Annotated in this window: 12 protein-coding genes and 1 pseudogene; 2 read left to right on the top strand and 11 right to left on the bottom strand. The window is 39.5% G+C overall.

Going from position 1 to position 19,404, the window contains the following annotated elements; genetic code table 11:
* Complete coding sequence (locus BLV53_RS08285; protein WP_090299765.1) at positions 1-5,934, bottom strand: non-ribosomal peptide synthetase; 5,934 nt, start codon at positions 5,932-5,934, stop codon at positions 1-3.
* A gap of 231 nt (positions 5,935-6,165) precedes the next feature.
* Between BLV53_RS08285 and BLV53_RS08280 the strand changes: the two genes are divergently transcribed.
* Positions 6,166-7,755: a hypothetical protein gene (locus tag BLV53_RS08280; protein ID WP_090299763.1), complete on the top strand. Its 1,590-nt coding sequence runs from the start codon at positions 6,166-6,168 to the stop codon at positions 7,753-7,755.
* A 60-nt stretch (positions 7,756-7,815) separates the two neighbouring features.
* On the opposite strand, the gene BLV53_RS08275 is transcribed toward BLV53_RS08280, so the two are convergent.
* The 9 genes and pseudogenes from BLV53_RS08275 to BLV53_RS08235 form a co-directional block, all read right to left on the bottom strand.
* Complete coding sequence (locus BLV53_RS08275) at positions 7,816-8,742, bottom strand: glycoside hydrolase family 25 protein (protein ID WP_090299761.1); 927 nt, start codon at positions 8,740-8,742, stop codon at positions 7,816-7,818.
* A 14-nt stretch (positions 8,743-8,756) separates the two neighbouring features.
* Positions 8,757-9,182, bottom strand: a complete 426-nt coding sequence (locus tag BLV53_RS08270) for a type II toxin-antitoxin system VapC family toxin (RefSeq protein ID WP_090299758.1) — start codon at positions 9,180-9,182, stop codon at positions 8,757-8,759.
* Complete coding sequence (locus BLV53_RS08265; RefSeq protein ID WP_090299756.1) at positions 9,166-9,408, bottom strand: type II toxin-antitoxin system Phd/YefM family antitoxin; 243 nt, start codon at positions 9,406-9,408, stop codon at positions 9,166-9,168. The genes BLV53_RS08270 and BLV53_RS08265 overlap by 17 nt, the downstream gene beginning before the upstream one ends.
* Positions 9,409-9,535: 127 nt before the next feature.
* On the bottom strand, positions 9,536-10,237 hold the full coding sequence (locus BLV53_RS08260; protein WP_090299754.1) for an RloB family protein: 702 nt from the start codon (positions 10,235-10,237) through the stop codon (positions 9,536-9,538).
* 2 nt (positions 10,238-10,239) lie between these two features.
* Positions 10,240-11,595: an AAA family ATPase gene (locus BLV53_RS08255; protein WP_090299752.1), complete on the bottom strand. Its 1,356-nt coding sequence runs from the start codon at positions 11,593-11,595 to the stop codon at positions 10,240-10,242.
* Between the two features lie 153 nt (positions 11,596-11,748).
* Complete coding sequence (locus tag BLV53_RS08250; protein ID WP_090299750.1) at positions 11,749-11,940, bottom strand: helix-turn-helix domain-containing protein; 192 nt, start codon at positions 11,938-11,940, stop codon at positions 11,749-11,751.
* Between the two features lie 151 nt (positions 11,941-12,091).
* Positions 12,092-12,409: pseudogene (locus tag BLV53_RS08245) on the bottom strand (ATP-binding protein); the annotation flags it as partial.
* Positions 12,410-12,679: 270 nt separating this feature from the next.
* Positions 12,680-13,738: a Fic family protein gene (locus BLV53_RS08240; RefSeq protein ID WP_090299747.1), complete on the bottom strand. Its 1,059-nt coding sequence runs from the start codon at positions 13,736-13,738 to the stop codon at positions 12,680-12,682.
* A 280-nt stretch (positions 13,739-14,018) separates the two neighbouring features.
* The gene (locus BLV53_RS08235) at positions 14,019-15,833 is read right to left on the bottom strand and encodes a family 43 glycosylhydrolase (protein WP_090299745.1); all 1,815 of its coding nucleotides are present in this window, start codon (positions 15,831-15,833) and stop codon (positions 14,019-14,021) included.
* Positions 15,834-16,039: 206 nt separating this feature from the next.
* On the opposite strand from BLV53_RS08235, the gene BLV53_RS08230 reads away from it, so the two are divergent.
* Positions 16,040-16,648 (top strand): TetR/AcrR family transcriptional regulator, encoded by a 609-nt coding sequence (locus BLV53_RS08230; protein WP_090299743.1) that lies wholly within the window; start codon positions 16,040-16,042, stop codon positions 16,646-16,648.
* 85 nt (positions 16,649-16,733) lie between these two features.
* Here BLV53_RS08230 and BLV53_RS08225 read toward each other — a convergent pair whose 3' ends face one another.
* Entirely contained in the window at positions 16,734-19,403 is a 2,670-nt protein-coding gene (locus BLV53_RS08225) for an ABC transporter permease (RefSeq protein WP_170830797.1), read from the bottom strand.
* Position 19,404: the final 1 nt, after the last annotated feature.

Genomic DNA, 19,404 nt, shown 5'->3' with positions numbered 1-19,404 from the left:
CTATCGTTTCAGATTGTCACTGCTGAAGAACATGAAACCTCGCAATACATTGATAAAATCATCAACATACTTTTCACTGCTGGCATTCCAGAAAAATCCCATGCGGGCAAGTATCTGGGTGGTGTAATGGCACTTGTACGGAATAGCTGATATCTTCTTGCCGTGGGCAGTGTTCATGTAGGCTGTCATACTTGAAAGAATAGCCGCTTTATCTGGATTCTTCTGTGCTTCCTTCAGAACCTCTGCAAATTCATCATACTCCACAAAGTTAATATGACTTCCATTGTGATTCATCCGGCGGATAATGTCACCGAGAGGAAGAGTATGGTTGTTTACCGCATTGAACACACAGCATTCCCCAGGTGTTTTTGCAAGCTTGAGAAAGGCTTCGCAGGAACGGTCTATTGCTCCCATGCATACCTGATTTTCAATCATGTTGTATGGGAAACATCCAAGCAAGCTATAAGAGCGCAGTCTTCCCATAAAATTGTTGGTCAGGAAATTGATCTGAAACTCTCCGTCCGACTCACGAGCCGCAAGGGTTCCTACACGAATTACCTTTGCATCCAGGCCTTCAGCCACTGCCTCAAGTACCACACGCTCTCCCATCAACTTTGAAGATGTATATTTATTATCCAGTGTTTGGCCAAAGTAAAGGGACTGCTCGTCCAATTCCCTGCGGCTGAGCTTTGTCACATCTTCTGTTGTACCCGATACAGATATGGTGGAAAAATGAATTAATCTTGCACCGTTTTTCTTGCACAGTCTGACACAATTGGTCACTCCACCTACATTGATATCCTCTATATCAGTTCCGTTAGAAAAATGCTTCACGTTGGCTGCACAGTTAAACACCGTGTTGATTGGAAGATTCTCCATAGGCTCAAAATACTTGTAATCGGTTACATCACCGTTCATTACTTCTACTCGCTCATTAAGTTCCTTCTCATAGGTTGAGCCGAAGTAATAGAACATGATATTTTCAAGTCGCTTGAAGGCCGTATCGAATTTGCCTTTGCGGATTAAGCAGTATGCTTTGCCCTTTTCAGTCTTTAGATATTCTGCCAGCAGGTGGGCACCCATATAGCCGGTAGCACCTGTGAGCAGGATATTACCTATATCACGAAGTTGCCCAGACTTGAAGGCTTCCACGGTATTATTAGCAAGCAGTTTATTGATTTTGGTGTAATCATAATCATCAAAGTCGAATAATTTATTTGTATCATTTATTTCGCCATCTTTGAAAAGCTCCGCTAAAGCCCTTGGTGTGGTGTATTTGAAGATATCACCATAGGTTATCTCGTAGCCTTTTTCCGAAGCGTACATTACCACTGCAGTTACCAGGAGCGATGTACCACCTATCTCGAAGAAATCATCTGTTGCTCCAACACGCTCCAAATGAAGGGCTTTTCCAAAGATTTGACAGAAAAATTCCTCCATTTCATTGGCTGGGGCTACATATTCACCCAGGTTTACAGGAACAGGGTCCGGCAGCTTTTTGATATCAGTCTTGCCGTTTGCGGTCATAGGCATCTCGTTCATCTGCAGGTAAGCAGTAGGCACCATGTAATGGGTCAGATGCTTCTTGAGCTCAGTTCTAAGCTCATCCACATCGATTTCGGTATCAGCTGTAAAGTAAGCACACAGATTATCCTGTCCGTTCAGTTTTCGTATAACTACCTCTGCTTTTCTGATGTGAGGCTGCATAGCAATAAGTCCCTGAATCTCGTCAAGCTCAATGCGAAGACCTCTCAGCTTTACCTGATTATCAAGTCTGCCAAGAATCTGTACTTTTCCCTCATTATCCCACTTAGCATAGTCTCCAGAACGGTACATCAGACAGTTTTCGTAGTTAACAAAGACACCAGCTGTCTTTTCCGGAAGATTTCTATAGCCTTTTGCTACGCCTGTTCCACCGATATATAATTCACCAATCACTCCATATGGTGCAATATCCCCAAACTTATCTACGATTATCTCATGGTAATTAAGCAGTGGTCTTCCAACAGTCACATAATCGACATCAGTAAGGTCTGCTGCATTGCAGGATACAGTGATTTCAGTAGGACCATAAGTGTTGATGATTCGTATATCACTGCTGCACTTTTTAATTGCATCACGCAGTGAAATTGGATAGCCTTCACCCCCCGACATTACAAGCTTGCACCTAGAAAGGGCTTTCCTGAAAGGCTCATATTCCAGATACTGCTGCAATCTTGATGGTGTGGCATTGAAACAATCAACCTTGTACTGCTCCATTAAGGTAGCCAATGCTCGTGGGTCATTCATTTCATCCTCTGCTGCAAAAACCAGAGTTTTCCCGTTACAAAATGCTGCTGCATGCTCCTTGAAGGACATGTCAAAGGACACAGTTGTAACAGACAGATACACGGAGGTGTTCTCCTTCAGATAATGCATATGTGTATTTGCAGGATGTGGCATAAGGTAATTGCATATGCCCTTATGTCTGAGCATTACTCCCTTAGGTTTTCCGGTGGAACCTGAGGTGTAAATAATGTAGCTAAGTTCATCGTCGCTCATTGAAATATCAGGGTCATTCTTTGCATCACCTGTCATCAAATCCTTGACGTCGATTGCTTTTTCTGATGGATAATCTGAAAGCTTATCAGCAGTAGTGATAATAAATGCTGCTCCGGAATCCTCAATAATATAGTTGATTCTGTCTGCCGGATACTGTGGGTCGCATGGTATGAATGCAGCGCCTGCTTTATTTACACCAAGCATACATGCAAAAAAGCAGCTTTCTCTTGGAAGTAACAGGGCTACGCTGTCCCCTGTCTTGATACCTCTTGCTATCAGATTATGGGCTACTATATTTGCCCTATCGTTTAATTCCTGGTATGAAAGTCTGACGTCCCTTGCAATCAGTGCAGTCTTATCTGCATTTTCACAGGCACTATGCTCGAAAAGCTTATGTAGCAAAGTAATAGGAATTTCTGCGGTAGCTTCTGTCTTAAATGCCTCAAGACGAGACCTTTGATTATCAGGCAATGAAAGGGCATCGCGAACAGTTTTCACATCACCACCCAGAAGGGAAAGAGTGTGCTGTATCTGGCCAACAAAATTTTCTATCACCTCATCCTCAAACAGTTCGGTTGAATACTGCACCATGAAATGCAGGCCTTTTTCACTTTTTCTGATTACAATACCGATATCGCGACCCATCTTCTGAAGTGGAGCGTATAACTCTACAGAAAGGCCATTATTATCATATGCAGGCGGATTTACCATATAATTGACACTTACATCAAAAATCGGGTTGCGGGATTCGTCTCGCTGTTTTACGAATTCGGCTACAACATCTTCAAATGGAAGATATGCACCATAAGTGGCATTTCGTACTGCAGTGCTGACAGCGGCAAGATATTCGCTTATGTCAGCATCACGCTTTGGCTTCACACGAACGGGTGCTGTGTTGACAAACATACCTATTACATTATCTCCATCCTCTGGGCGCATGTTGGTAGGGATGCCAAGCACAACATCCTCAGAGGCAGTATATTTTCCAAGCGCCATAGACACCGCACTAAAAATTAATTCAAACTCTGTAACGCTGAAACGTCTTGCAATGTTATCAATTCCTTTAAGCTGTGCATTATCATAATCAAAACTGATTTCTCTGTCAGATAGTGGATGTACCTTTGGCCGTTTTCCTTTGACCGGCATTTCATTTACAGGCACACCATCTGCAAATAGCTCATGGTAGAAGGACATACCGCTCTCATACTTATCGGCCAGGCTATCATCATACAGGTCCGAAAGGTCAATTCCATCTGCTGTGACTTTTCTTCCCTCAATACCATCAATGAGCTCTTTCACGAAGGTCTTGGCAGAACCTCCGTCAAAGGCTATATGATGAATTGCCATATGCAAAATAATGCTGCCATCAGCCACTCCATAAAGTGTCGGGCGGACAGGTATTTCTGCATTTAAATTGAAAGGCTCAGCGTAACTGTCGATAATGGCGATAACTTCCTCACGAGTTGCAGCTGACTTCTCAACGATTTCTGGTAGCTTGTCAGAAAGAATGCGTACAGGCAGCCCTTTTTCCTCACCATAATACGATGTAAAGGCCTCGTGAGCTTTGAAAACCTCACTTAGAGATTGTTTTACAGTCTCGAAATCTGAGCCTTTAATGATCGCAGCAATATTTAGATTATAGACAGTGGAATCCTCATGCATCTTCTGTTCAAGATACATGCCACGTTCTAGTGGAGTTAGAGGATAAATTCTCGCTTTTTTAGCCTTCTTTACATGTTTCTTCCCACTAGCTTTTTGTAATAACAAGCGCTCAATCATGCGAGGAGTTTTTCCGGCAAATATATCTGCAGTCTTAATCATATATTTACTGCAGGCCTCTGATACCAGGGCACACTTGATTGAATCTCCTCCCAGGGCAAAGAAATCATCGTCGATACCTACATTTTCAACAGCAAGCACAGATTCAAAGGCAGCACAAAGCGCTTTTTGCATATCCGTCTCTGGTGCAGCGTAATCATTTTTGAAAGCCCCGGTCTCTGGCTCGACCAATGCATTTCTATCCAGTTTTCCGTTGGCATTGATAGGAAATGAATCAAGTTTGACGAAAAATGCTGGAACCATATAAGACGGTAGCTTCCGTCCTATTGCTTCTTTGATGTCGGCGGCATCCACAGGCTCATTTTCTATGTAGTAGGCAACGAGGTACACTTGCCCGTACTGATTTTTGAAATCCTTCAGGACAGCATCCTTTATCCCTGGAGTCTGCCTAATGATAGTCTCTATTTCTCCCGGCTCCACACGCTGACCGTTGATTTTCACCATCCAATCCTTACGATTTAAGTAAATAATATTGCCATCTTCGCCCTTTTTTACAATATCACCGGTTTTTAAAAGCTTTGCAAAACCATCCTGCTTTGCAAATGGATTATCTATAAAGACATTTTTCGTCTGCTCAGGAAGGTCTATATAGCCATCTGCAAATATGCCTGCAAGGCACAGCTCACCTTCATCAGCCTCACTGCCCTGCTCATCCAAAATGTGTATGCGAACACCCTCGACCGGCTTTCCAATCGGGGTATTATTGTAGGATTTATCAATTTTGAAAAACATTACTGCGCCGGCTGACTCTGTTTGGCCGTAGGCGACGTATGTTTCAAACATGTCCGTATAGAAATCTGACACGCGCTCACTGCCAGTGAAAACCATTTTCAGACTATCTCCCTTTGGCTTAAACACCTTGAGCATCTTTGGGCTGATAAATGTACGATTAATCTGATTTTCTTCAATAAAATCTGCCAGAAGAATCGGGTCGCGCATAGCCTCAAATGGCATCAGATAGGATACAGTACCTGTGACTAGTGGTGTAAAGACTCCCTGCACAGAAGCAACAAAAGTAAATGGTGCGCCAAGTGCAGTGTGAGAGCCTTTTGTACTTGGAATTGAGGCAATGTAACGGAATACCGAATCCTCAATACTAGCATGAGAATGCAGCACTCCCTTAGGTTTGCCTGTGGAACCGGAAGTGTAAATAGCCAGAGCTGGTGATTGTGGATCGGAAACAACATCATTTTGGAATATTTCCTCGCTCTCAACTCCTTTTAGAAAACTTGTGTTGATCACAGTTTTGGCATGGCAGTTATCGCGAATAAATGCTCTTCTTTCCTCTGGATAAGAAGACGACAGCGGAACAAACGCTGCCCCAACCAGCCATACTGCGTACATTGCTGCTACATACTCTTTTGTGCGCATCATCTCGATGCTGACGAAATCGTTTCTCGAAACACCCTTACGAACAAGCTTTGTGGCGATTTTTCGCGCATACAAATCAAGTGACTTGTACGTAAAATAATTATTCTCCCCCTGATCAATAATGATTGTCATATCCGGATTTTCTTTCACATTCATTCGAATCCGGCTTAGCAAATCGTCCATGAAAATATACTCCCCTCTTTCATATTTTTGTCAAGTATTATAGATATTATTGAAGGATATTTCTATATTTTCTGAAATCGTCACATTTTTTTCACATTTTCAGACATATATTCTTTCATGGGGGTTGTTGTAGTGTGATATTTCTGTGACACTGAGTATGATATTTTATATTTGGAAAGAACAATTAATAAAAAATATTGTGCAAACTTAAAGTTAAGAGGAGATTCGCAAATGTATGGAGACAATGTAAGTAATCCTATTATAAAAAAAATGCTTATTATCTCGCTGTCTACAGTGTTGGCAGCATCTACTATCACTGGTTGTGGAAAAACAGCCACAGACACTTCCACTGAAACTTCAAAGGAAGAAACTAAGGGCGAGACAACTGAAAATTCCAGTGAAAAATCTACTGAACCTAAAAACTTTGAGGAGCTTATCTCAAATCTCCATCCAGGACAATCATACGCTTACGCGCCTATATCGGATGGCGAAGATGCATTATTAGTAACTAGCTATATTTTTGATAATGGAGATGGGGTGCTTGGAACTTATGAAGCTACCATATTTGTAGAAAATAACGGTTCTCTTGAAAAAATCACCACTGTCCAAAGCGGTGGAACAGCTTATCCTATCGCAGTAACTGAGGACAACAACCTTATATTATCAATGCGTAACTCCACAATAAAAGGTCACGTGGACAAGGCTACTGGCAAATTTATTACTATAGAAGAATCAGCCGTCGACTATATGGCCTCAGAAGATGGTGTTTATCACAACTACAAAGATGATACTACAGAAATCGTAGAAGATTCTTCTTTGTTCGATGAGCTATCTGATGAATACCAAAGTGCCAATGTACTTGGATTTACAAAAGCTGGTATAACAGATGACGGCATCCCTCAGCTTGCTGGCGCCGTATACGCTGCATACAAAGGCGATGACCTTTACAACATCTCAAGCTTCTACATTTTTGACAGTGACACCACAGGCTCCACTCAAACACCTGATGGGCTTTCCGGTCTTCCATTCACTTATGAGGTCAATGGAACAGATATCACTTTCAGCTTTGCATCGGCAGATGATGTATCAGAAAGCACATTTAGTTGGGATGAAGCCGCTTTTCCTATATTAAAATTTGCTGAAAAGGATGAAACTATATCTCTTTCATGTTTGGGAAATGCCTCTCCAGAAACCTTTGAAGCTCAAAAATATTATGACAACGACAACAATCTGTTAATGCAGGTAACCAAATTTGATGAGAAATCTTTAACCGGAGATATTTACCGAGAAGAAAGAATCAGGGCTACGGACGTTGAAAATGCAAAGATTGGCGACAACATCTTTTCAGTAAATGGCACACAATTTACAGCTGTAAGTTTTGAGGATGTAAATAAAGAGATTGAATATGCAACAGATGAAGAATTTAAAGCTGATGTGTTAACCCCTTCAAGATATTCTAAATTCCTTGTAAAGGGCGGTGACGATGACTTCTATTATGCTCTTGAAAAACAGGATTACGAGGAACTCTACACTGTCGTTCCAATGATGTCAGAGGGCACTGTGAGAAAACTTATCGAGAAAAATGTTACTTTTGCAATCAAGGATAACTGTGAAATCACTCTTCAAAAGTTTGTTAAAGGCGGCCCAGACTCAGGTGATACTCTCACGGAAGAATTTCTTCTGGGAAGAGAATTCAAAGGTGACAACTACCCTGACTCAATGCAAGATGTGGACGAATACTATATGACTAATGGCATGCTAGTATGGCTTGGGGCTGTTGATGGCGAGCTTTACAACTTTGTACAGGTTTATGTGCCATAAATGATTTCTTGATTTGAAAAGTGCCCTCGTTGCTGGGAAACCAGTAGCGAGGGCACTTTTTTATTTTTCAATCATCTGAATATTAATATCCACCGGACCGTCAATTCCATTTATCACTCCAGTGTTAGTGTACTGCCAGAATTCAAAATGATATGGTGTCTGTGGAAGTTTTTCATAATCTGCATACCAGATTGGTAAAGAATCTATTTGTGTCATATCAAATTCAAATGCTTCCCAAAGCATATTGCTGTAAACCATTGGTTCAAAGCCTGCTTTTTTGACCGCATCACAAAATACCAGAGTATTTTTTGTAAACTGTTCTCCAGTAACATTGTCTGTTCTGGCTACATCATCAAGAATACTTTCCGGATCGTATACAACAGGTAGCTGTAGTTCATAGCCTTTTAAATGCTCGATTACAAAATTTGCTTCTTCCAACGCTTCTTCTTCATTGATAGCCTGGGCGAAGAAATAAACACCAACCTCTAACCCAGCCTCTTGTGCACCTTTTATGTTCTCATAAAATCGCTCATCAAAGTTTATATTACCTGCATCACCATATCCACGATACCCAATTCTTAATATTGCAAATTCAATGCCTTCTGCCTTCACTTTTTCCCAGTTTATTGTTCCCTGATGGCGGGATACATCAACACCCAAGCGAGACTTATATTTTTCATCCTCATATGTCAGTTTGTGTCCATCATAAACAAATTTTTCGGAAGAATAATCATGTTTCTTAACTGTAGGAAGAATCTCTGTCTGATAATGTTCTCCAAAGACATCTACGAAGTCTAGCTCTTCTATTTTATCTGAATCAGTTTTGTCAGAACCACTCGATGTTTCATCATTATTCTCATCTGCCACTTCTTTCTGCTCAGCGTTATTTGTTTTTTCTATACCAGCATTGTTTTTCCCGCAGGCAGTAACCTGGCCTATTGATAATAACAACGCGAATAATACTACAAATTTTCTTTTAAAATGCATAATTGTCTTTACTCCTAGAATAAATCATCAAATTCTACACGCTGCATTAATTCTAGTGGAGTATATGCTGGTATAGGACTCTTCATAAAATCTTTTACATTTCTTGTGATGATAAAATCAGCTCCGACCCTTTCAGCCGTTTCCATCTGAACAGCATTTTCAAAGTCTTTATGTTTTTTCATAAGAGCATTTTTTACATCTTCTTCTGTCAAATCCTCAAAGGTAAAAATTAGTGAAATGGCTTTGTAAACTTCTTCAATTTTCTCAGGAGTGAGCTCTTTTCTAAGGATATAGACCATGTTCATGTAGGTAAGTACAGAAACGTATCCTGTAACTTTGCAAGTTTCACACAACTTCCAGATGATAGCAGAATATTTATAATGCGGTTCTCTCTTCTGAAGAACATCGAGTATTATATTTGCATCAATCAGCAATTTCATATTTCTCTTTTAAAGCTTCCTCTCTAGCATCTTCATAATCATAGTTCCCCTTTAAAAGTCCTGTGAGGGAATCTGTAAGATAAGATACTGTTTTAGCTTTAGGAATAAATCTACCTACTTCCTGTCCATTCTTAGTTACGATAACTTCATTTCCATTTATGACCATCTGCAAGTATTTGCCAAACTGATTTTTCATTTCTGTAGCGGTTGCTATTGCTTCTACCATGATAACAGCCTCCTTTCGTATTAGCTAATTTAATTATAATATATATTAGCTAATACTCAATCATGTAATCATTAACAGAATTATCACTGCCAAACAACGCCCTTTCTTAAACGATTATATTTCTGCCTTATATATCAGGCTTCTCGTTTATTATCTCCTCGATAACCTTTCCGATATTACTGCTTACCTTTCCCTTCAGATCATGAATATCCTGATTTATGTTTTTCTCCTGTTCAATTGCAACAAGGACATTATCAGCAAGGTTTCCGATCTCCGGATTCTTTTTAGCATTCATCCCTGTCAGTTCATGAAGGACAAAATAAGCACGACTATATCTGTCTTTATCGTCTACTGTCAAAAACTCTTCCTCATGACCTTTTATATATTTTTCGTAGCTGCCCTCGATATGAAGAATCAAGAATAGCTCAAAATTCGGATTGGTCACCGCCGCAATATCATTTTTCTCAATTGCTGCAAGCAGTTCATCATATCCCTGGACCTTTGCTTCAAAGATATCACCATCAAAAACAATGACCATTTTATCTCTATCAGCATCAAATCCATTATCCGGATTCATCTTTTGCTCTTCAGCGAAATCAACTAGTCTCTTTACAAAAGAAATATTTTTGTCTTCTTCTGTCTTTTCCCACAATCTGATATCAATCAGAGGATGAATCCCCAGTTCCTTCCTTAAATCAATCAGGTGTTTGAAGTAAAAAGTCTCAGTATTAGCTCCTTCACAAATGAAAAAATATTTTCTAAATGGCTCAATCTGCTCTTCCCGATCTGATGGACGCTGATTCCAGTTCGTATATGTATGTACAGGCATACTTATTCTCCCTTCCGGAAAGAAAACTGCCTAAACACAGGAATAGCACCGTATCTTCCTTCAAGATATGCCTTACTCAGCTTCTTATCATATCTTTCCTTGAATCTGTCCAGAGAATAAATCTTGCTGGCGTTGTCAGCATCTCTTTCAACGAACCATATCTCATCCCTACGGAAAAGACTCTGATCCATTATCGTATCTTCATGAGTAGTAAACACAAGCTGCATTCTTACACCATCATGAGCTTCCATGAAAAGTTTAAGAAAATGTTCTGTAAGCTTTGGATGCAAACTGCGCTCCAACTCGTCAACAACAAAAACAGTATCAGGCCGCTCTGTAAGGAGCATATCTATCAAATCAAACAATCTCTTTGTTCCATCTGATTCCTCAGAGAAATTAAAGTCAAAAACAGATTTGCCATGCTTAAGGACAAGAGTAGAAATCTCAGGTTCCTCACCCTCTTTGATGCGAATATTAAAGAAACCACCTTCAACTCTCCAGGTCATCTGAATGATTGGAAGGTTACTCATCTGAAGCTGAGCTTTCAACTGCGAAAAAATTCCCTGAACAACTTCAGCAGGAATCATCTTGCCCATCTCATCTATAGTAATCTGTCTTGTTTTTATCTCTGTAACACCAGTATCAAAAGTCTGAATCAGCCTACTGATATTGTCCAATGATTCATCATTATAATATGCTTCAGTATTTGAAATACCAATGTTTGGATTGATGACGATGATATTATTCATAATCCAGCTGAAAGCTTCCACAAAGAATATCAGCTTGGAATTCTCTGGATATTTCTTTCCACGGTTCATCTCAGTCAAAAACAGCTGCGCATCCTGACCTGCAAAGTCCTCTGAATAAACGCTGAATCTGCTCTTCTCAGATGTCGACAGCTTTACAGTTTCACCAAGAACCGGTGCATTGCTGCCTTCCCTTATGAACAGCCTATGAGCACTACCATCCTGCATAAGTTCATACAACCATTCCTCAGTAATCTTTCTATGACTGAGTATTGCAGAAAAACCATAGGCATAAAAAGTATCACCCACAGTAAATTGGATTTCAAAAACACTTTCGCGATTTTTATTTTCCTGTCTGTTCCTGCAAAAATCATTTGCTGAACCAACAGGTAGTCCTTCCATCAAAGCAGCTTTAATAAAATTAAATACAACAACAAGATTAGATTTACCAGAAGCATTTGCCCCATAAACAATTGCATTCTTCAACAATTGTGTCTGCTTGATTTTTACACGATGGCTCTTATTTCCCTGCATCTTGCTGGAAGAAATCATTGATAATTCTTCCTTTTGATCAAACGATTTAAAGTTTTCTACAGATAATTTGACCAACATAATAAGCGCCTCCTTTCCAGGGTGTTCTTTAATTATAGGCTTTCTATTGTAAAATTCAATATTTAATTTGCTTATTTAGAGATTTTTTCTCTATGTAGTCATGCAAAGTGGCAAATATCGCCATTTCAGTCGCATTTTCACACCTTCAGAAGATTAAAATCTTGCAACTGCCCTCATCTGCACCAGCATGATCTGCTTCATATCGCCGTGGTCGTTCTCATAATAAGAGATTATGCTCTTTGTGGTACGCATTTCTTCCGCAAGCTCCTCCTGAGTCATGTGCTTTCTGATTCTTGCTGTCTTTAGTCTCTGTCCCAGTGTTACTTTATCAGATGTTGCAATCATCTTTTTCCTCGCTTTCCGGTCACGAGGCAGGAACAGAATATGGATAGCAGCTTTATCTCTGAGGTCCATGGAGTAAAAAAGCGCAGAGAACAAAAGGAACAGTACTAAGACTGTTCCTCCGGTATATTGGTGCAACAACACTTGCATTATTTTAAAAATCCAAGCTTTCACTATTCAAAAGAAAATACTTCATTCCCATGATTACGTAGCCTTCATCATTTCTCCATGGTTTTGAAGTTCCATTTACAATTACTATTTTTTTGAATGAGTCAGGAATATTTCTAAAAGAATTATATTCCTGCTGTTGTTTTTCTTCTGTAGAAAGATCGTATGCAACCTGAATATAGTAACGCTGATTTCCCATGTTGGTCACAAAATCTACTTCCAATTGTTTTCTCACATTCTTGCCTTCACTATTCTTCTGGTTCACTTCCACCATACCAACATCCACAGAATATCCTCTTGCTAAGTGGAATACTCCAATCATCATGCAAAGTCAAATTTCTATTACCATTTTTTGCGGCCAGACGCATTTTTAGGTAATAGCATCACCTCACCATCATACCTGATTTTGTTTCAAGCCAAATTATAGATTTCATCGCAGCATAAATCTATGAATTCCTCATCATGTGTTACTACGATTACTATTTTGCCTCTATCTTAAGTGTAGGAAGGTGAATAGCTGCACTATTGTCGCTTCTCTGATTACAATATTTCGCATTTGCTATTTCCTTTTTTATTACTCTACGTACTTTGCGTTGACATACTTTGTTGCCCTAGCCTGACCAATCTTTTTTATAGAGCCATTCTTTACCATTTTTCCAAGAACTGCCTCTACCGTTGTTGGACTAACATCTGAGAGCACTTCACATATTTCCGATTTTGATACTGGTAGCACACTATTTAGTACTGTTTGTTCTACTCTTTCATTTTTTTTAAGTCTTTTACCATTTACAGTTGAAGATCTCTTATCTAACTCTTTATAACATTTATACAGTGTAGATAAAAAATTCTTCATAAACTCAAAATATGAGTTTTTATTTTCATGCCACCCCTGAGAAGAATCATGCAGAGCTTCGTAATATAATTCTTTTGAGTCGTTTATCTGTTGCTCAAAAGAAACATATTTGCAAACATCATATCCACTCTTGTACAAAAGCAGTATTGTGAGCAGTCTTGATACACGTCCGTTACCATCAGTAAAAGGGTGGATACAAAGAAAATCAAGGATTACACAAGGAATCAACAGTAAATTATTTATCCTCGGATTATCCCTGGCATCCATATAAGCTAATATAAGTTGTTCCATTGCATCATTCGTCTCATTTGCAGTTACTGGTGTAAATCGAACTTTTCGTCTACCATTTTCGTCAACCTGCATTATTAGGTTATCATCAACTTTATACTTGCCAGATAATTCATATCCCGCCAAATCTGTCATCAGCCGATGTATTTGCAAAATTGTATTTTCGTTAAAACTCATTGACTGATGATTTTTATGGATCTCATCTAACGCATCTCTGTATCCAGCAATCTCCCTTTCGCTATGACTCAAAGGAGCACTATTTCCATCTACAATTTCTTTAATCCTTGCATCTGTAGTAATGATTCCTTCGATAGCATTGGATCCCTTTACAGACTGCACTCTGGCAATTTTCTCAAGCTCTGTATATACACTATTATTTGAATCCTTCCGCTCGGAAGATATGGCATTAAACGCGGTTATTGTTGCTGTTAAGTTAACCATTCCAGCGGGTAACATTCCTTCATCTAGAAAAGAATAATCATATCTATGCATATCACACCTCCAATAGTATCTGCATATAATATACATTAAAATATGCAGATTCTCAATTTTATCTGCATATAAAATCTCCATTTATATGCAGATACTTGGGCCTGTATATGCAAAATAGTATATAGTTTTTATCTACTACTGTATGTAGATGGCAGTATTATATATATTAATAAAAACCTCACAGTATCTCTATCATATAGCTGTTCATCACCTTCTTTAGTTTGTCTGCCAGTAACCTACTACTATGGCGAAATGACCGGGAAGTGAGCCCTTTCTCCCTTTAATGACAAAATTGCACTATTCCCTCTGTAATACCGCTCTCATTAAAGCTGTCAACACGGACATAATAATCCCTCCCCGATACCAGGGCTCCTATGCGAATGGGCTCAGCTATAGCTTCATCTCCCATAACCATCCTGCTGTGATACAGCTTTTCGGGAGAGCTTCCCCATAGGATCATGTGACCTACTGTATCCGCATGCGGTTCTATGCTGACAGTCATATCAATATCGGAAAGTCTTGAAACAGCAAATTTTGCTTTGTCCGGAGTAGCTCCATCTCCGATACCAAACACCCTCAGCCCTGAGATTGCAGGAATCTGAGAATAGGGAACGTGCATATTTGAAATCCTAACATAGCGCATCTTGTGCCCATTATCAATTACGATAAGATCATGGGTAAGATCTGTCTCAGCCGAGGTCTTATCAGCTATTGTAAAGAAATCCTTCCCGCCGCAGGAGCCTTCAAGTTTCCAACCGGTAGTATAAGTGGTCTCATCAATATATCGTGCCTGAGAAGTCCCCTGTATCTTTCCGGGAACAGGAATATCAAGCTTGTGATCGCCAAAGTTTACCTGAATTGCATATACATCATATTCTTTTCCCAGATCAATCATAAGCCATTCATCAGCGCTGCTTGTCTGAGGGCACCACATTGTCTGAACATTCTCATCCGCAGCATTTTCACAAGGGCAATCAGAAAGTGATGATGAGCAAAATGTCTTTTTCTTGTAGCTGAGGATATACCAATCAGGTTTTTTCCACGGATCCTGCTTCATGTTCTTTATTTCCATAGGCCAGTCTGCGTAGCGCTGGTTACAGAACAGCTCTCCGTCCTCATCAAATCCTGCAGGCCAGATTCCCACTCTTCTTTCAAAGTCATGGTTTACGCTTATTCTCATGGTAGCTGTATGCCAGAAATTCCCGTTCTTATCTTCCATGGTAGAACCGTGTCCGGCTCCCGGGAAAAATCCGCCGGGATTATAAGAATATGGGTTATTCTCAGCAAGGGTAAAGGGCCCCAGAGGCGCATCCGAGACATAAACACCATCACCGTAGGTATTGTACTGTGTGCCAGCAAAAGCATACTGAAGGTAGTATTTTCCGTCATGTTTGTCCATCCAGGCTCCTTCGATATATGGCTTATTGGAAAACATTCCTTTTATAAGGGGCTTGGTATTTTCCGGAACCATATCCTCAGTAAGTCCCTGGTGCTTTAGAAAGCCCTTAAACTTCTCTTCGATCTCTTCATCGGTTGCAGGAAGCAGAGAATTATTCTCTCCCACTCTTTCATACCCGTTTTTTGACGGATTGCCATGAATCAGTGAAACCTTCTCCCCAACAGGAAGCATTGTCTCCGGGTCAAGCTCGCATCCGTAAATCGGAGTCATATTTGAGCAGCCCCAATAAAAGTAGATTCTACCGTCATCATCGATAAAAAGATTCGGATCCCAGAAAGGAAAATTTCCGGGTATTTTTTCATAGGCGCCGTTCAAGATGTCTTTTGTCCTGTATCTGTCACAGTTTTCATCACGTTTTGATGCACAAAAGTACACATAATCTCCCATCACTCTCACATCCGGGGCATAATCATATAAGGGAAGTGAATCCGGAAGCCTGTGATTTTCCCAGACTGCCATATCTTCAGAAACCCATACCCCCAGAGTCATGGACGCAAATATATAATACTTTCCTTTATAAAAAATCATTGATGGATCTGCAGCTTCGCGACAGATCTGAATCTCTCCGTGTCTTCTGGGATCAGCATTAAACTGATATCTGTAGTTTATATTTACCGGATTACATACATAAGTCATAGTTTCCTCCCTTAACCTTTCTCTCTTCTATGCCGGGGAACTTTAGAGTTCCCCATCTTTGTTATATCTTTAAACAACGCTTGAAATATATGCAACAGATGTATATTATCTTTATATATTGATTATAGATATCACAATAGGTCTCTTCAACCATCAATACATAAGAAAGTGTTATTTATCAAACAAAATAGGAGGAAATGTTGAATATGTCTGATATAAAGAGCAATCACACTGGCAAAACAGAAAATGCCAAAAAAGAGGACGGCCGTGTACGATATACCAAGATGCGTATAAGATCGGCTTTCTACGAGCTTTTGCAAAAAACCGGGTACGAAAAGATAACGGTAACATCCATATGCACTCTTGCGGAAATAAACAGGGCAACCTTCTATAAGCATTATCTTGACGTTCCCAACCTTGTGGATGAATTGCAGAAAGATGCCGTAAATGAGCTGAAATCAAAGCTGCAAAATGCCAAGGATACTTCTTTTGACATTTCGATTGCCCAGACACTTAAATATATACGTGAAAACCTCACTGATTCACCCTCCGTAAAGCATCTGATATACCCCGACAGCTCCGGATTCACTTCAAAAATAACGGATATGCTCTATGAAATGTTCTCAAATTCCATGTCGCCTTATGAGAATTTAACTTCAGGAATTACAAAAGATATCCTCTTTTCATATATTTCTGCAGGAAGTGCCAGCATAATAGAAAACTGGTGCAAAACCGGATATAAAGAAAGTGAGGAAGACATTGCACATAGCATTATCTTCCTCGCCTCAGCCACGCTTAAAAATGTTCGTTCATAAATTGTGAACTCGCTTCAATGCTCTTTACCGGGTCGTTGTCCACCCAGTTCATGTGAGTTTCCAAAATAACGGCCGTAACACCTTTTTACTCATTAGCCTTCAAGCTTGCAACCATATCTATCTTTTTAAGATTTCGCGACAACGCAATGCTTGTTACAAACATAATTATAAGTGTTCCTATTATAGCAATGAGGTAAGCCGATAAATCTATGTTTGCAAAGAAGTCGTAATTATCTCCAATCGCGTATTTGAACATGCAATCGGTAAATTCATAGCCCAGTGGTAAGCCAAGTATGATTCCTACTATCGTAAGCCATAGATTCTGCTGGGTATAAATAAACGCCAGCTTTTTAAACCTGAATCCCAACACCTTTAGGGTTGCGAACTGATACATCTTTTCACTGAGAGCAAGAATTCCCATATTATAGATGATGATGAAGCCTAGGATAGCGGATATAGTGATTAATAAAATTATCATGCTGCTTATCATTTCAAGCATAACATTCATCTGCTCTTTCAAAGATTCAATAGATGAAATCGTAGATACCCCATCTATATCTGCATCTGTCAGATTACTTAAGTCTTCATTTGTGTAGATGGTATCGCAGATATAATCTTCGCCCAAGCCTTCAAATGCGGCTCTTGTCATAGAAAACTGCTGGCTCTGAGGATCTCTGTAGGCGGCTACAATTTCGGTTTCATTCCAATCATCCTCGCCCATGATTCTCCATTTGATTGTATCACCTAATGAATATCCATTTTCTTTAAGCAGTTTCTCCGTAGCAAACAGTGCCCCCGCTTTATTTATATCACCATACGTGTTATCTGGAATTCCATCATTAATATCATAGGTTGTTGTATCATGGTCAGAAACTCTCAAGTATCCGTCAGAATCATTTACAGTTATAGATGAAGTGACGATATTGCCTTCAGAATCCCTGTATTCAATGGCAACTGTCTGACTGGTTGCATCTCCATATGTATCAAATAATTCATTTAATCTATCATCCGATACGTTTTCCGACAATGTAAGTTTATAGTTGTAGGCCTGAATCTTATCAAACTCCCACTCAAGATAATGATTGAGGGAATCCTGCATACCAAACGCCATTACTATAAGCAGAGTTGAACCCATTACACCAACAATAGCCATAATGCTTCTGGATTTGCTTCTTAGAATATCTCTCATATTCCACTTTACAGAAAATGGTAGCTTGGCGCTTATTCCCTTACCACCTTCTTTTGCTTTAATTTTGATATGTGGAACTTCAAGTCTAAGGGTTTGAGCTGCTGATTCCTTCAGAATGCTTTTTATGGACATATAAGTAATCATTGTAATTACGATGACAATAATAGCTGCAAGAATATAGTTTTTGCTGAGGATGCATCGATGTGCTCCTGGCAGGTCAAACATTGATAATTCCATATTGAGAAATGGCTGGCCAAGCAAAGGTCCGCCAATTACAAGACCTAAAATTGCAGCTATAACACTTACCCAAAATCCATATGCAATATAGTGGATAGTGACTCGATTATTTCTAAAGCCCAAGGCCTTTAATGTTCCAATCTGCACACGCTGCTTCTTTACGAAACGACTCATTGTTGTCACAACTGAGAGCCCTGCAATAAAAACAAACAGAAAAGTAAACATACCTGAATATGTATCACCTTCTTCTGACTCAGATTTCAAAGATGCATAAGATGGCCATACATCTCTACCGGTAATTGCACTAACAGAAATGTCCTCAAGCTCATACAATTCATTTTTAACTGACTTCAGTTTACTTTCAAATTCATCAAGCTCTTTTGATTTAACATATGGATTTGGGGCTGTTCCTGCCACATCAACTATGGCGTTTGGATATACCAGACATTCATCTAAATCAAAATCAGGGTCTAAAGCTTTAATAAATTCAGCTTTATCCGATATATCAGCTCTTCCATCCTTTATTAGGCTTGCTTTCTCCAATGCTGTCTCAAGATCCACATCCTCATCTATATCCAGCTGCTTTTTTATAGATTCTATATCGACTCCCATAGCTGAATATGTATCCACGGCCTTCTTTATGTCATCTGCTGAATCCAAATATTCTACGATATCATCTTCTTTGAGAATCTCGTCATAAAGATACTCACCAGGGAATTCCTTCATAGACAAATATGCCCATCCGAAATCAGCGGCATCCTGAAAAATAACAGTAGGATCCGATACTGTATATACATGATCCGGGGTCGAAACGATTCCTCTAACTACCTCATTAAATCTGTAGCCTTCAACATAAAATGTCAGTTCATCTCCAACCTGAATTCCTCTGGCTTTAGCAAAATAATATCCAATCCAAACGCCATCTTTATCCCGGCTATACTCCTCACCCTCTCTCAGATATAAGGTGGAAATATTCTTTTTGTCATCCTCTTTATCCAAAAAATTCAGCTCTGCTGGAATGTTTTCAGTCTCCGAGCCCTCTGAGTTATTTACATCAACAGAACCTGACATGGACAAATATCTTTCTACATCCGCAACATTATCTAAAGCCCTGATTTTTTCCAAATCATCATCTGTAAAGTTTTCACCATATAGCCATAAATCCTGCAAATTATTCTCTTCATAGAATTCAACCGACGAGTATTTCAATCCATCAGAAAAAGCATTGATTCCTGAATAAGCCATAATCGCCAAAAATATCATGGCAAATATCGTAAAAAACTGACCAAAGTTTCCCTTTATTTCTCTGAATATTTTTTTCCTAAGCATT

Origin of the sequence: Pseudobutyrivibrio sp. ACV-2 (genome assembly GCF_900107545.1) — a bacterium.
Taxonomy (GTDB): Bacteria; Bacillota; Clostridia; order Lachnospirales; family Lachnospiraceae; genus Pseudobutyrivibrio.
The sequence above is the reverse complement of the archived record's forward strand: the minus strand, read 5'-3'. Positions and strand labels throughout refer to the sequence as shown.